The sequence below is a fragment of the Undibacterium parvum genome (assembly GCF_003955735.1).
GTDB lineage: Bacteria > Pseudomonadota > Gammaproteobacteria > Burkholderiales > Burkholderiaceae_D > Undibacterium > Undibacterium parvum.
This window is the reverse complement of record NZ_CP034464.1, coordinates 2,043,279-2,056,946: the sequence shown is the minus strand read 5'-3', so window position 1 is coordinate 2,056,946 and position 13,668 is coordinate 2,043,279. Positions and strand designations below refer to the sequence as shown.

Here is a 13,668-nt window from a genome sequence, read left to right as displayed (position 1 = left end):
GAATCAGTAATATCTGCTGTTTCACGTGAAACAAACGCTCTAAACTATTTTCTTGTCAGGGCCAACTCTTAAAAACCTTTATAATCTCTACCTTCCAGAGCACTCCTTGAGTAAAAGTAAGCCATGTTTTATCCAAAAGAATTTGATGTAATCGTTGTTGGTGGTGGTCATGCCGGTACAGAGGCGGCCTTGGCTGCCGCACGCATGGGGCAAAAAACCCTCTTGCTTACCCATAATATCGAGACCTTGGGGCAGATGTCTTGTAACCCATCGATAGGTGGAATCGGTAAAGGCCATCTGGTCAAAGAGGTCGACGCCATGGGCGGCGCTATGGCGATTGCCACCGACGAGGCTGGGATACAGTTCCGTATTTTGAATTCGTCCAAGGGGCCGGCGGTGCGCGCGACCCGGGCTCAGGCTGATCGTATTTTGTATAAGCAGGCAATTCGCAGTCGCCTGGAAAACCAAGAAAATCTGTGGATATTTCAGCAGGCAGTAGATGATCTGATGGTGGAGGGCGATAGAGTTGTCGGTGCTGTCACTCAGGTTGGGGTGCGTTTTCGTGCTAGATCTGTGGTGCTTACTGCCGGAACTTTTCTTGATGGAAAAATTCATGTTGGTCTCAATAGCTATGCAGCTGGTCGGGCTGGCGATCCACCGGCGATCTCCTTGTCGTCCAGACTCAAAGAGCTCGCCTTGCCGCAAGGTCGTTTGAAGACCGGTACGCCACCGCGTATCGATGGTCGTAGTATCGATTTTTCTGTGATGCAGGAGCAGGCGGGGGATCTTAATCCTATCCCGGTGTTTTCTGTCATGGGTAATGTGGCTATGCATCCGCGCCAATTGCCTTGCTGGATTACGCATACCAATGAGCGCACGCATGACATTATTCGCGCCGGTCTTGATCGTAGTCCTATGTACACCGGCGTGATCGAAGGGGTAGGTCCACGTTATTGCCCGTCCATTGAAGACAAAATCCATCGCTTCTCTGGTAAGGATTCGCATCAGATATTCTTGGAGCCAGAAGGTCTGACTACCAATGAATACTACCCTAACGGTATCTCGACTAGTTTGCCCTTCGATGTGCAGTTGGATTTAGTCCGCTCCATGCGTGGCATGGAAAACGCGTATATCTTGCGGCCTGGTTATGCGATTGAATATGATTACTTTGATCCGCGTGGTTTAAAGACGTCCTTGGAAACCCGTCAGATCAAGGGCTTGTTTTTTGCCGGGCAAATTAATGGCACCACTGGCTATGAAGAGGCTGCAGCGCAAGGGATGTTGGCCGGTTTAAATGCCGCCTTGCAAACGCAAGGGCGCGATGCCTGGGTGCCACGCCGTGACGAAGCTTATCTTGGCGTATTGGTCGATGACCTTACTAGCAAGGGTGTGCAAGAGCCGTATCGCATGTTTACCAGTCGTGCCGAATATAGACTCAGCCTGCGAGAAGATAATGCCGATATGCGCCTGACTGAAATTGGCCGTCAACTCGGTTGCGTCAGCGAGGCGCAGTGGGCTCAGTTTGAAATCAAACGAGAAGCTGTTTCACGTGAAATGGAAAGACTTAAATCGACTTGGGTTAGTCCGCGCTTGGTGGAAGACGCTGAGGCGGAGCGGGTAGTTGGCAAGGCTTTGGAGCGTGAATATTCTTTGGCAGATTTATTACGTCGCCCGCAAGTTACTTACGATAGTCTGATGAGTCTAGTTGGTAAAGAAGCGCAGACCCTGGCTGGCCCGGGTGTTGCCGATGATGCGGTGAAAGACCAGGTTGAAATACAGGTTAAATATTCTGGTTATATAGAACGCCAGGCCAAAGAAGTCGAGCGGCAGTTATATTTCGAAAACCTGAAGATGCCTGAGGATTTTGATTACCTGGAAGTGAATAGCCTGTCGGTAGAGGTAAAGCAAAAATTGAACAAATTTAGACCAGAAACGCTGGGGCAGTGCGGCCGGGTTTCTGGCGTAACGCCAGCTGCAATTTCTCTTTTGCTGGTGCATCTGAAAAAACGCGGTTTTCAACAGTTTGCTAAAGTAGAGATGATACCTAGCGGAATAGAAAATGAAGGCGAAATATCATGAGTGGATTTAATGCCGATGAATTAAGCGCGATGTTACACGACGGCGTTAAATTACTCCCACTTTCTTTAAGTGATGAACAATTGGCTAAAATGGTTGCTTATTTAGCATTGTTGCATAAGTGGAATTCAATTTATAATTTAACATCAGTGCGCGATCCTAAGGAAATGGTCAAGCAACATCTGCTGGATTCTCTTTCCGCTGCGCATGCTTTTAAAGACGCAAAAAATATTTTAGATGTGGGTTCCGGTGGCGGTTTGCCTGGGATGATATTGGCAATTTGTTATCCAGACAAACGCATTTCCATGATTGATACCGTGAATAAAAAGACGGCTTTCCTGAATCAGGCCAAAGCCGAACTGGGTTTGAAGAATGTCACGGTGCACACCGGTCGAGTCGAGGCCTTGCAGGTGCAAGATAAATTTGACGTGATTACTTCGCGCGCTTTTTCTGAACTCCGCAATTTCATTAACTGGTCGGGTCATCTGCTGGCAGAGGGCGGTCAATTCTTCGCGATGAAGGGCGTCAATCCGAATGAAGAAATTGAACGCATGCCTAGCGGATGGGAAGTGAGCTCAATTGAAGTGCTGACAGTTCCGGGTTTGGATGTGGAACGCCACATGATCTACATTAAAAAATCTTAATCGAATTTCAACCCAGCGTTGAAGTTGAAACGAACCTTACTTAGAGCAAAATGACAAAAATATTTTGTGTTGCGAACCAAAAAGGTGGCGTCGGCAAAACCACGACGACAGTCAATCTTGCTGCCGGTCTGGCAAAACTGGATCAAAGAGTGTTGTTGGTTGATCTCGATCCACAAGGCAATGCCACCATGGGTGCCGGCATCAACAAGGCGAAGCTGACTTGCTCGATTTACGAAGTCTTATTAGGCATGAGTGATGTCAAGACGGCGCGTGTGCGCTCTGAGGCCGGCAAATTTGACGTCTTACCAGCCAATCGCGAGTTAGCCGGTGCCGAAGTTGAAATGGTGGAATTAGAAAACCGTGACAAGCGTCTGCGCGATGCCTTAAAAGAAGTGAGCGCAGACTACGACTTTATCTTGATCGATTGTCCACCAGCCTTATCGATGCTGACCCTGAACGGCCTGTGTGCCGCGCATGGTGTGATTATTCCTATGCAGTGTGAATATTATGCGTTGGAAGGTTTGTCGGATCTTTCCAATACCATCAAAAAAGTAGCGGTTAATCTGAATCCGGATCTGAAAATCGTCGGCTTATTACGGGTCATGTTTGATCCGCGCATGACACTGTCGCAACAAGTTTCTGATCAGCTAGAACAACATTTCGGCGACAAGGTATTTGCCACCGTGATACCGCGCAATGTACGTTTAGCCGAAGCACCGTCGTATGGGATGCCGGGTGTGGTGTTTGACCCCTCCTCGAAAGGCGCGCAAGCCTATATTGCCTTTGGTGCCGAGATGCTTGAAAGAATTAAATTATTGGATGCAAAATAATGGCAACAAAAAAACAAAAAGGCTTAGGCCGTGGATTGGAAGCGCTATTTGATGGCGCTGGTGATTTTGCCGAGGCGGTAGAAACAGTGGCGGGAGCTCCGACCAGTCTGCATGTCAGTTTGATGCAGGCCGGCAAGTATCAGCCTCGTACCCGCATGGATGAAGGCGCGCTCACTGAGTTAGCCGCATCAATCAAGGCACAGGGCTTGATGCAACCTATCCTGGTGCGGCCTATCGGCCAAACCAATGGTGTTACCCGTTACGAGATCATCGCAGGTGAGAGGCGCTATCGGGCCTCGCAGATGGCGGGTCTGGAAGAAGTGCCGGTCTTGGTGAAAGATGTAGACGATCAGGCCGCGGCGGCGATGGCCTTGATCGAAAACATACAACGTGAAGACCTGAATCCTTTAGAGGAAGCGCAAGGTATCCATCGCCTGATTTCTGATTTTGCGTTTACTCACGAGCAAGCAGCGAATGCGGTTGGCAGGTCGCGCAGCGCAGTGTCCAATTTATTGCGTTTATTGAATTTAGCCAAACCTGTACAAACCATGTTGATGGCGGGTGATATCGATATGGGACATGCGCGTGCCTTATTGGCAACTGATGCCGCAACGCAAATTCAGTTGGCAAATGAAGTTGTGGCCAAGCGCATGTCAGTACGCGAGGCCGAAAAATTGGTTCAGCGCACCACGACAGAATTAAACACTCCCGCCAAGCTGCGCGACAAGCCAGAAAAATCCAGGGATATCACGCGACTGGAAGAGGAGTTGTCGGACATGCTGGCGACTCAGGTCACTCTTAAGATGGGTAGCAAGGGACGCGGTCAGATGCTGATCGACTTCGCTGACCTCGATTCCTTGGATGGCGTGATCTTGAAAATTCGCGGGCATTGAGCCAGAGTCGGATGAAAATATTGCTATTGCCGGGTTTGTATAATTCAGGCCCGGCGCATTGGCAGAGTCTTTGGGAATCTGCGCTGCCCAATGTCAGTCGCGTGCAGCAGAAAAACTGGGACCAGCCCAATTGCTCAGATTGGTTAACCAGCCTCGATCAGCAGATTAGTGACACTGAGGAATCTGTCGTTATCGTCGCCCATAGCCTAGGCTGCGCCTTGCTCGCACATTGGGCGCAGAGCAGTTTGTTGGCAAACACCGACAAAGCCAGAGTTAGAGGGGCTTTACTAGTTGCGCCGCCGGATGTCGCAAGAGTACAGTTTCCCGCTCCAGATTTTTCGCCTATGCCGACCAGGTCGCTGCCGTTTCCGACAACGGTTATTGCCTCCGATAATGATCCATGGTGTGAATTAGGTCTTGCCAGGCTATGGGCCGAAGCCTGGGGCGCGCAATTTCACTGTATTGGTGCAAAGGGCCATATCAATGGCGAGTCTGGTCTGGCGGCTTGGTCGCAGGGCCAGCAATGGCTAGCAGAGCTAATGCAGAATGCCAACAATTCGCAGATTTGCACCAGATAAGTACATGTCTCATTTTGATGTAGCACATCAAACGTTTGACGATGGTGGGAACAAGCACGTATAATTCCGTGGTTTTGGTTGGCCTGCGTTTATTCTTCGGTTGGAAATATGGCGGCAAACGCAAGTGCTTCAATAGCCAAGGCTAAAATTTAAGAAATGAATAGTGAGGAAATCGCATGGCGCGTTTAGTTCTGTTGCAATTGACAGCAGCTTTGGTCGTCGCCCTGATCGCTGGTTTGCTTGCTGGTGTTACGGCTGGAATCTCAGCCTTGTTTGGTGGACTATGTTGTGCCGTCCCTAACTCTTTGTTTGCATTGCGCTTAAATTCCAGCGCGAAAAAACCTGGGGGCGCCAACCCGATGAACTTTTTTATCGGTGAATTTATAAAAATTGGGTCAACAATTGCATTAATGATTGCGGTTGTTTGGTTGTATCACGATTTGCATTGGGTAGCGTTTATCGCTGGGATCGTTGTGATATTGAAAAGTTATTTCATTTTACTATTTAGACACTAATTATGAGCGCAACTGAGCACGCAGCACCTACAGCGTCAGAATATATCTCCCATCATTTGGGACATTTATCTAATTCGCATGAACAACAAGTCGCCTTGGTGGACATGTCCATCCTCAATTACGATACCCTGTTTTGGTCTATCGCTTGTGGCGTCATTGGTAGTTTGTTGATGTATATGGCCGCACGCAAGGCGAGTTCTGGTGTGCCAGGTCGCTTTCAGTCTGCGGTTGAAATGCTGGTAGAGATGGTCGATAACCAAGCCAAGAGCATCGTGCACGGCAACACTAGTTTCATCGCACCTATGGCTTTGACCGTGTTTGTTTGGGTTGCCTTGATGAACTCGCTAGATTTCTTGCCTGTCGATTTGTTCTCCGTTTGGATTTTCCCTGCTTTAGGAATCGATTCCGGCATTCACCACCGCGTTGTCCCTACCGCTGATTTGAACGGCACTCTAGGTATTTCTGTTGGTATTTTTGCCTTGATGATGTATTACAGCGTGAAAATCAAAGGTGCAGGCGGTTTCGTAAAAGAATTATTCTCTGCGCCTTTCGGTCCTATGATGTTCCCAGCCAATCTGGCCTTGAATCTGGTTGAATACGCAGCGAAAACCTTCTCTTTAGGTATGCGACTTTTCGGTAACATGTTCGCCGGTGAGCTGTTGTTCTTGTTGATCGCCTTATTGGGTTCTACAGCAACAGTATTCGGTGGTATTGGACATTTGTTCGCCGGTTCTATATGGGCAATTTTCCATATTTTGATCGTATTCTTGCAAGCATTTATTTTCATGATGTTGACACTGGTGTACATGGGTCAAGCTCACGAAGCGCATTAATTAAGTAAAAGTAGTAATCAGAGTTTGTTGGAATTTGTTTTGGGTTTTTGTTTTTTTAATTTTTTAATTTTTAATCTTTGAAGGAATTGTTATGACTAACGTCGCTATGGTTGCATTGGCTTGTGGTTTGATCATCGGTTTGGGCGCTTTGGGTGCATGTATCGGTATCGCTCTGATGGGTGGTAAATATCTGGAAGCGTCAGCACGTCAACCAGAATTGATGGAAAAATTGCAAGGTAAAATGTTGTTGTTGGCTGGTTTGATCGATGCTGCTTTCATTATCGGTGTTGGTATCGCTATGTTCTTCGCAACTGCAAATCCATTCAAAGGCTAATTAGCTTTCCTTTTTCTAACCGTAAGCAAGTCTGCTTACGGAACGATAATTTCTAGAGGAAAACTACCGTGAACCTTAATCAAACTATGTGGTACCAGGCTGGGGTGTTTTTCATCCTGGCACTCTTCACGATGAAATTCGTGTGGCCACCGTTGATTGGTGCGATCGATGCTCGTAGGCAAAAAATTGCCGACGGCTTGGCTGCTGCTGATCAAGGCCAGGCAAAGATGCAAGACGCTGAAAAACGTGTACAAGCCCAATTGGCTGGTGCCCGTGAAGAAGGTCTGACGCATGTTGCCAATGCTGAAAAGCGCGCGCAATTGATCTTAGAAGAAGCCAAGAATGTTGCCAATGCAGAAGCTGCGCGTATCATCGCTGCCGCCAAAGCTGAAGCTGACAATCAAGTCACCAAAGCACGCGAAGAATTGCGCGACCAGGTTGCCGTATTGGCAGTCAAAGGCGCAGAGCAAATTCTCAAGCGTGAGGTTAACGCATCTGCTCACGCAGATATGTTGAGCCAATTGAAGACTGAGCTGTAATCATGGCTGAACTCGCAACGATCGCTCGTCCTTACGCCGAAGCCTTGTTCCGTGTTGCCAAATCTGGCAACCTATCCGCTTGGTCGGATCTGGTTGCCGAGATGGCGCAAGTCGCGGCGCATCCCGATGTACTAGCTCTTGCACACAATCCCAAAGTCACAGCGGCGAAAACTGCTGAGACTTTCTTGTCCGTGTTGAAGTCACCAGTGACTGATGAAGCCAAAAACTTCGTTACTACGCTCACTGACTACGGTCGCTTAACTTTATTGCCAGAAATCGCTGCTCAATTTCATGCTCTGAAAAACGCCGAAGCTGGCGCTGCAGATGCAAAAATTACTAGTGCATTTGAAATGACGGCAGAGCAGATAAGTGATTTGACGACCACGCTGGAAAAGAAATTTGGCCGCAAGCTGCACTCGACCGTGAAAGTGGACGCTAGCCTAATCGGTGGCGTGCATATCGTGGTTGGTGATCAAGTACTGGATACTTCCGTGCGTGCCAAGCTGCAAAGAATGCACGTCGCTTTGACCGCGTAAATAGCGGACGTAAGTACTGAATTAATTTTAGGAGTTAGTATGCAACTCAATCCATCAGAAATCAGCGAATTGATCAAGAGCCGGATCCAAGGCCTTGGCGATAACGCTGAGATTCGTAATCAAGGTACGGTTATTTCCGTTACCGACGGTATCTGCCGCATTCACGGTCTGTCTGACGCGATGCAAGGTGAGATGCTGGAATTTCCAGGCAATACATTTGGTCTGGCATTGAATTTGGAACGTGATTCCGTTGGCGCCGTTATTTTGGGTGACTACGAGCACATTTCCGAAGGCGATACCGTTAAATGTACCGGTCGTATTCTGGAAGTGCCTATCGGCCCAGAACTGCGCGGCCGTGTTGTTAATGCACTGGGTCAGCCTATCGACGGTAAAGGTCCTATCAATGCTAAATTGACGACACCTATCGAAAAAATCGCACCGGGCGTTATTGCTCGTCAATCAGTTTCCGAACCACTGCAAACTGGTTTGAAGTCGATTGATGCGATGGTTCCGGTTGGTCGTGGTCAACGCGAATTGATCATTGGCGATCGTCAAACTGGTAAGACTGCGGTAGCGATTGATGCCGTGATCAACCAAAAAGGTCAAAACGTTACATGTATCTATGTAGCGATTGGTCAAAAAGCGTCTTCTGTTAAAAACGTAGTGCGTGCTTTAGAAGCCCACGGCGCAATGGAATACACGATCGTGGTAGCCGCTACTGCCGCTGAATCGGCTGCTATGCAATATGTTTCTGCATACGCTGGTTGCGCAATGGGCGAATACTTCCGTGATCGTGGTGAAGATGCCTTGATCATTTATGATGATTTGTCCAAGCAAGCTGTTGCTTATCGTCAGTTGTCCCTGTTGCTGCGCCGTCCACCAGGTCGCGAAGCTTATCCAGGTGACGTGTTCTACCTCCACTCCCGTTTGTTAGAGCGCGCAGCACGCGTGAACCCTGACTACGTTGAGAAATTCACCAACGGTGCGGTTAAAGGTAAAACAGGTTCATTGACAGCATTGCCTATCATTGAAACTCAGGCAGGTGACGTTTCCGCTTTCGTTCCAACCAACGTAATTTCGATTACTGACGGTCAGATCTTCTTGGAAACATCCTTGTTCAACGCTGGTATCCGTCCTGCGATTAATGCTGGTATTTCGGTATCTCGCGTTGGTGGTGCTGCTCAGACTAAGGTTATTAAAAACCTGTCCGGCGGTATCCGTACCGATTTGGCTCAGTATCGTGAATTGGCTGCGTTTGCGCAGTTCGCTTCGGATCTGGATGCCGCAACACGTAAGCAGTTGGATCGTGGTGCACGCGTTACAGAACTGTTGAAACAAGCTCAGTACGCTCCATTGTCGATTTCCCTGATGGCAGTTACTTTGTTCTCAGCGAACAAGGGCTTCCTGGATGATGTACCTGTCACGAAGGTTTTGGCTTTCGAAGCTGGCATACATAATTTCATGAAAACTAGTCATGCTGCTTTGCTGCAAAAGATAGAAGAAACCAAGCAACTGGACAAAGATGGCGAAGCTGCCATGTCTGCCGCTATTGCTGATTTCAAAAAATCCGGCGCCTATTAATTTACTATAGCTAGAAGGAGTCAATACTCATGGCTGTAGGTAAAGAGATACGTGGCAAGATCAAAAGCGTAGAAAATACGAAGAAGATCACTAAAGCGATGGAAATGGTCGCTGCTTCTAAAATGCGTAAAGCGCAGGATAGAATGCGTGCGGCTCGTCCGTACAGTGAAAAAATTCGTACTATCACGGCTAACTTGGCACAGGCAAACCCAGAGTACTCGCATCCTTTCATGGTTCAGCAAACTCAGTCCAAGAAAATTGGACTGATACTTGTTACTACTGACAAGGGTTTGTGTGGTGGCTTGAATACCAACGTATTGCGTTTGGTCACCAACAAACTACGCGAGCTTGATGGGTCGGGCGCTACATTTGAAGCGGTCGCAATTGGTAATAAAGGTTTAGGCTTCCTGAACCGGATGGGCGCACGAGTCGTGGGGCACGCAGTGCAACTCGGCGATACGCCTCATCTGGATAAGTTGATTGGTCCAGTGAAGGTGATGTTGGACGCCTATCAGGAAGGTAGACTGGATGCAGTCTACGTTTGCTACAACAAGTTTGTTAACACCATGAAGCAACAGCCAGTGTTGGAGCCGTTATTGCCCCTGCAGGCTGATCAACTCGAAGTAAATAAGTCTTCCCATTCATGGGATTACATTTACGAGCCAGATGCGAAAACGGTGATTGACGAATTGTTGGTGCGTTATGTTGAAGCTCTGATTTATCAGGCTGTCGCTGAAAACATGGCATCTGAACAGTCGGCACGTATGGTGGCGATGAAATCAGCTAGCGATAACGCAGTCAGCGTAATTGGTGAGTTGAAGTTGATTTACAACAAAACACGCCAAGCTGCAATTACCAAAGAGCTTTCCGAGATCGTCGCCGGCGCGGCAGCGGTCTAAACTGAATTTAATTTATTGAAGGAACGAACATGGCTGATGGCAAAATCGTTCAGTGTATCGGTGCTGTTGTGGACGTTGAATTTCCACGCGACGCGATGCCTAAGATCTACGACGCCTTGAAAATGGAAGGCTCAGACCTGACTCTGGAAGTTCAGCAGCAATTGGGCGATGGTATCGTCCGTTGCATCGCGCTGGGTACTTCCGACGGTCTGCGTCGCGGCATGATCATGACCAACACTGGTAAGCCAATTATGGTGCCTACCGGTAAAGCAACATTGGGTCGTATCATGGACGTATTGGGTAACCCGATTGATGAATGTGGACCGGTTAGCCGTGAAACAACAGCATCAATCCACCGTAAAGCACCTGCGTACGACGAATTGTCGCCATCGCAAGAGCTGTTGGAAACAGGTATCAAGGTTATTGACTTGGTTTGCCCGTTTGCAAAAGGCGGTAAAGTTGGTTTGTTCGGTGGTGCTGGTGTCGGTAAGACAGTCAACATGATGGAACTGATCAACAACATCGCTAAAGCACACAGCGGCTTGTCCGTGTTTGCTGGTGTAGGTGAGCGTACTCGTGAAGGTAATGACTTCTACCACGAAATGGCTGATGCTAAAGTAGTTGATCTGGAAAATCCAGAGAACTCCAAAGTTGCCATGGTTTACGGTCAGATGAATGAACCACCAGGTAACCGTCTGCGTGTTGCTTTGACTGGTTTGACTATCGCTGAAGGTTTCCGTGACGAAGGTAAAGACGTGTTGTTCTTCGTCGATAACATCTACCGTTACACTTTGGCCGGTACTGAAGTCTCTGCGTTGTTGGGTCGTATGCCTTCTGCTGTGGGTTATCAACCAACTTTGGCTGAAGAAATGGGACGCTTGCAAGAGCGTATCACTTCGACCAAAACAGGTTCGATCACTTCGATTCAAGCCGTGTATGTTCCAGCGGATGATTTGACTGATCCATCTCCAGCTACAACGTTTGCTCACTTGGATTCTACTGTTGTTCTGTCGCGTGACATCGCCTCTTTGGGTATTTACCCAGCGGTTGATCCACTCGATTCGACATCACGTCAATTGGATCCACAAGTGGTTGGTCTGGAGCATTACGAAACAGCCCGCGCGGTTCAAGGTACTTTGCAGCGTTACAAAGAATTGCGCGACATTATCGCGATTCTGGGTATGGACGAATTGGCGCCTGAAGACAAGTTATTGGTTGCTCGTGCACGTAAGATGCAGCGTTTCTTGTCCCAGCCTTTCCACGTTGCTGAAGTATTTACCGGTTCCCCAGGTAAATATGTATCACTGAAAGACACGATCAAGGGCTTCAAGATGATCGCTTCCGGTGAACTCGATCACTTGCCAGAACAAGCGTTCTACATGGTAGGTACTATCGACGAAGCAATCGAAAAAGCAAAGAAAATGGCTGCCTAATTTGATGTGACTTCTGCAGATGATCATAGTCGTTTGCAGAGGTAATCAAATACCAAGCAGTGCATTTTTTGAACCTTTGACGAATCAGAAAGTTTGAATATGGCACATACTATTCACGTTAACGTGGTTTCTGCAGAAGAGTTGATCTTCTCCGGTGAAGCTGAGTTCGTGGCGTTGCCGGGTGAAGCTGGTGAGTTGGGTATCTACCCAAAACACACTCCGCTGATCACGCGCATCAAGCCGGGCGCAGTGCGCATCAAGGTTCCAGGCCAGGCGGAAGATGAATTCGTATTCGTCGCCGGTGGTTTGCTTGAAGTGCAACCTGATACCGTTACAGTTCTGGCAGATACAGCGATACGCGGTAAAGATCTGGACGAAGCTAAGGCCGCTGATGCTAAAAAATTGGCAGAAGAATCCTTAGTCAATCGCGAATCAAAATTTGACTATGCGAAAGCACAAGCTGAATTGAGTATCGCGGTCGCGCAACTAGCAGCAATTCAGCGCTTACGTAAGAAGTAGGAAGTAAGACTTGATACTGTCAGGCATACGCCGCGTTGGAAATATTAGCATTAGAAAAGAGGCAGCTTAGGCTGCCTTTTTTTTCTATGATTTTTCTGAAATGAGTCATTAAAGGGGCGGTCATGAAGCATGTCGATATACCAAAATTGCTGAAAAATGCAAAAACCATCGCAGTCTTTGGTTTATCAGCAAAACCGCATCGTGCTAGTTATGAAGTGGCTAGTTATCTGCAACAAAATGGCTATCGTATCCTGCCAATTAACCCCAATCAAGTTGGCAATCGTATTCTCAATGAATACTGCTACGCCAGTTTGCCTGAGGCTACCAAAGCGAGTGGTTTGGCAATCGACATTGTGGTGTGTTTTCGTAAATCGGAGGATATTCCCGAGATTCTTGAGCAAGCCATCGTGGTTAACGCGGCTTGCTTGTGGATGCAACTAGATATCCACAATGAAGCATGTGCTATCCGTGCCGAACATGAAGGCATGAACGTGGTGATGGATAAGTGCCTGAAAATTGAGCATGCAATGTGCTTGGCTGCGCATACTCGCCATATTTGATAAGTGAGGATTTCCCCGTGATCAACCACATCGCCGAAAAATTTCGTGCACCAGCTCATTTGCAATTGAAGGATAGCGATGCCAGCCTGCGTGTTTTCATCTCGCAAAATGAAAATAAGGCAGAAGCCAAAGCCGCCGATAAGCTCAGCACCCTGGCTTTAGCCGAAAAAATTTCGGATTACCAAAACATATTGTATGGTCAAAAGCAACATAAATTGCTGATCATCCTGCAGGGCATGGATACCTCGGGTAAAGACGGCACCATACGTGGCGTGTTTGGACAGATTAATCCTCTGGGGGCGCATACGGTCGCATTTGCCGCGCCGAATACTCTTGAGTTGGCGCACGATTATCTATGGCGAGTTCATCAAAAAGTTCCGGCCAAAGGTGAGCTGGTGATCTTTAATCGCAGCCATTATGAAGACGTTTTGATTACTCAGGTGCGTGGCTGGATAGATCAAGCTGAGTGCGAGCGCCGCCTTGCGCATATACGTGATTTTGAACGTATCTTGAGCGAGACTGGCACCGTAATTTTGAAATTTTTTCTGCATATTTCTAAGGACGAACAAAAACAAAGGTTGGAGGAGCGCTTGTCCGATCCGGATAAAAATTGGAAATTCGATCCTAGTGATCTGATTGACCGCCAGCATTGGGATGAATTTCAGACTGCTTACTCCGAGGTTATGATGGCAACTGATAGTCAACATGCGCCTTGGTACATTATCCCGGCCAACTCTAAGACCCAAAGAAATTTAGCCATCGCCCATATAGTTGCCGAGAAATTAGAAAGTATGAAATTAGCTTATCCACCTGCTAATCCAGAACTTAGCAAGATTAAGGTGCTTTAAAGTACTCGCTTGTGCGATTTATCGCTAACTTCAGTTAAAGTTTGGCGTAT

General features: G+C 47.8%; 16 protein-coding genes. All 16 read left to right on the top strand.

Annotated features, from left to right (window positions below; all coding sequences use genetic code 11):
• The first annotated feature begins 123 nt into the window (after window positions 1–123).
• The 16 genes from mnmG (at window position 124) to EJN92_RS08905 (ending at window position 13,618) form a co-directional block, all read left to right on the top strand.
• On the top strand, window positions 124–2,079 hold the full coding sequence (gene mnmG, locus EJN92_RS08980) for a tRNA uridine-5-carboxymethylaminomethyl(34) synthesis enzyme MnmG (protein ID WP_126127504.1): 1,956 nt from the start codon (window positions 124–126) through the stop codon (window positions 2,077–2,079).
• Window positions 2,076–2,720 carry a 16S rRNA (guanine(527)-N(7))-methyltransferase RsmG gene (gene rsmG, locus EJN92_RS08975; protein ID WP_126127503.1) on the top strand — a complete coding sequence of 215 codons (645 nt, stop codon included), beginning with the start codon at window positions 2,076–2,078 and terminating at the stop codon, window positions 2,718–2,720. Before mnmG ends, rsmG begins: the two co-directional genes overlap by 4 nt.
• A gap of 50 nt (window positions 2,721–2,770) precedes the next feature.
• A complete protein-coding gene (locus tag EJN92_RS08970) occupies window positions 2,771–3,550 on the top strand; it encodes a ParA family protein (RefSeq protein WP_126127502.1) in 780 nt (259 codons plus the stop codon).
• Entirely contained in the window at window positions 3,550–4,443 is an 894-nt protein-coding gene (locus EJN92_RS08965; RefSeq protein ID WP_126127501.1) for a ParB/RepB/Spo0J family partition protein, read from the top strand. The genes EJN92_RS08970 and EJN92_RS08965 overlap by 1 nt, the downstream gene beginning before the upstream one ends.
• Window positions 4,444–4,454: 11 nt before the next feature.
• Complete coding sequence (locus tag EJN92_RS08960) at window positions 4,455–5,021, top strand: RBBP9/YdeN family alpha/beta hydrolase (protein WP_126127500.1); 567 nt, start codon at window positions 4,455–4,457, stop codon at window positions 5,019–5,021.
• A 176-nt stretch (window positions 5,022–5,197) separates the two neighbouring features.
• A complete protein-coding gene (locus tag EJN92_RS08955; RefSeq protein ID WP_126127499.1) occupies window positions 5,198–5,536 on the top strand; it encodes an ATP synthase subunit I in 339 nt (112 codons plus the stop codon).
• Between the two features lie 2 nt (window positions 5,537–5,538).
• Window positions 5,539–6,369 carry a F0F1 ATP synthase subunit A gene (gene atpB / locus EJN92_RS08950; RefSeq protein WP_126127498.1) on the top strand — a complete coding sequence of 277 codons (831 nt, stop codon included), beginning with the start codon at window positions 5,539–5,541 and terminating at the stop codon, window positions 6,367–6,369.
• A gap of 91 nt (window positions 6,370–6,460) precedes the next feature.
• Window positions 6,461–6,703, top strand: a complete 243-nt coding sequence (atpE, locus tag EJN92_RS08945; protein WP_126127497.1) for a F0F1 ATP synthase subunit C — start codon at window positions 6,461–6,463, stop codon at window positions 6,701–6,703.
• Between the two features lie 68 nt (window positions 6,704–6,771).
• Window positions 6,772–7,242 (top strand): F0F1 ATP synthase subunit B, encoded by a 471-nt coding sequence (locus EJN92_RS08940; protein WP_126127496.1) that lies wholly within the window; start codon window positions 6,772–6,774, stop codon window positions 7,240–7,242.
• Window positions 7,243–7,244: 2 nt separating this feature from the next.
• Window positions 7,245–7,778: a F0F1 ATP synthase subunit delta gene (locus EJN92_RS08935; RefSeq protein ID WP_126127495.1), complete on the top strand. Its 534-nt coding sequence runs from the start codon at window positions 7,245–7,247 to the stop codon at window positions 7,776–7,778.
• Window positions 7,779–7,817: 39 nt separating this feature from the next.
• The gene (gene atpA, locus EJN92_RS08930; protein ID WP_126127494.1) at window positions 7,818–9,359 is read left to right on the top strand and encodes a F0F1 ATP synthase subunit alpha; all 1,542 of its coding nucleotides are present in this window, start codon (window positions 7,818–7,820) and stop codon (window positions 9,357–9,359) included.
• A gap of 29 nt (window positions 9,360–9,388) precedes the next feature.
• Window positions 9,389–10,258, top strand: a complete 870-nt coding sequence (gene atpG, locus EJN92_RS08925) for a F0F1 ATP synthase subunit gamma (protein ID WP_126127493.1) — start codon at window positions 9,389–9,391, stop codon at window positions 10,256–10,258.
• Between the two features lie 29 nt (window positions 10,259–10,287).
• Window positions 10,288–11,691, top strand: a complete 1,404-nt coding sequence (gene atpD / locus EJN92_RS08920; RefSeq protein WP_126127492.1) for a F0F1 ATP synthase subunit beta — start codon at window positions 10,288–10,290, stop codon at window positions 11,689–11,691.
• 99 nt (window positions 11,692–11,790) lie between these two features.
• Window positions 11,791–12,210 (top strand): F0F1 ATP synthase subunit epsilon, encoded by a 420-nt coding sequence (locus EJN92_RS08915; RefSeq protein ID WP_126127491.1) that lies wholly within the window; start codon window positions 11,791–11,793, stop codon window positions 12,208–12,210.
• A gap of 122 nt (window positions 12,211–12,332) precedes the next feature.
• Window positions 12,333–12,770, top strand: a complete 438-nt coding sequence (locus EJN92_RS08910; protein ID WP_126127490.1) for a CoA-binding protein — start codon at window positions 12,333–12,335, stop codon at window positions 12,768–12,770.
• 20 nt (window positions 12,771–12,790) lie between these two features.
• The gene (locus EJN92_RS08905) at window positions 12,791–13,618 is read left to right on the top strand and encodes a PPK2 family polyphosphate kinase (RefSeq protein ID WP_407701553.1); all 828 of its coding nucleotides are present in this window, start codon (window positions 12,791–12,793) and stop codon (window positions 13,616–13,618) included.
• Window positions 13,619–13,668 lie beyond the last annotated feature (50 nt).

Excerpts from the sequence above, each read along its gene's own strand:
- mnmG (WP_126127504.1), top strand. The coding sequence starts at position 124 with ATGTTTTATCCAAAAGAATTTGATGTAATCGTTGTTGGTGGTGGTCAT.
- EJN92_RS08915 (WP_126127491.1), top strand. The coding sequence starts at position 11,791 with ATGGCACATACTATTCACGTTAACGTGGTTTCTGCAGAAGAGTTGATC.
- EJN92_RS08955 (WP_126127499.1), top strand. The coding sequence starts at position 5,198 with ATGGCGCGTTTAGTTCTGTTGCAATTGACAGCAGCTTTGGTCGTCGCC.
- EJN92_RS08960 (WP_126127500.1), top strand. The coding sequence starts at position 4,455 with ATGAAAATATTGCTATTGCCGGGTTTGTATAATTCAGGCCCGGCGCAT.
- atpD (WP_126127492.1), top strand. The coding sequence starts at position 10,288 with ATGGCTGATGGCAAAATCGTTCAGTGTATCGGTGCTGTTGTGGACGTT.
- atpB (WP_126127498.1), top strand. The coding sequence starts at position 5,539 with ATGAGCGCAACTGAGCACGCAGCACCTACAGCGTCAGAATATATCTCC.
- atpG (WP_126127493.1), top strand. The coding sequence starts at position 9,389 with ATGGCTGTAGGTAAAGAGATACGTGGCAAGATCAAAAGCGTAGAAAAT.
- EJN92_RS08970 (WP_126127502.1), top strand. The coding sequence starts at position 2,771 with ATGACAAAAATATTTTGTGTTGCGAACCAAAAAGGTGGCGTCGGCAAA.
- atpE (WP_126127497.1), top strand. The coding sequence starts at position 6,461 with ATGACTAACGTCGCTATGGTTGCATTGGCTTGTGGTTTGATCATCGGT.
- EJN92_RS08910 (WP_126127490.1), top strand. The coding sequence starts at position 12,333 with ATGAAGCATGTCGATATACCAAAATTGCTGAAAAATGCAAAAACCATC.
- rsmG (WP_126127503.1), top strand. The coding sequence starts at position 2,076 with ATGAGTGGATTTAATGCCGATGAATTAAGCGCGATGTTACACGACGGC.
- EJN92_RS08935 (WP_126127495.1), top strand. The coding sequence starts at position 7,245 with ATGGCTGAACTCGCAACGATCGCTCGTCCTTACGCCGAAGCCTTGTTC.
- EJN92_RS08965 (WP_126127501.1), top strand. The coding sequence starts at position 3,550 with ATGGCAACAAAAAAACAAAAAGGCTTAGGCCGTGGATTGGAAGCGCTA.
- atpA (WP_126127494.1), top strand. The coding sequence starts at position 7,818 with ATGCAACTCAATCCATCAGAAATCAGCGAATTGATCAAGAGCCGGATC.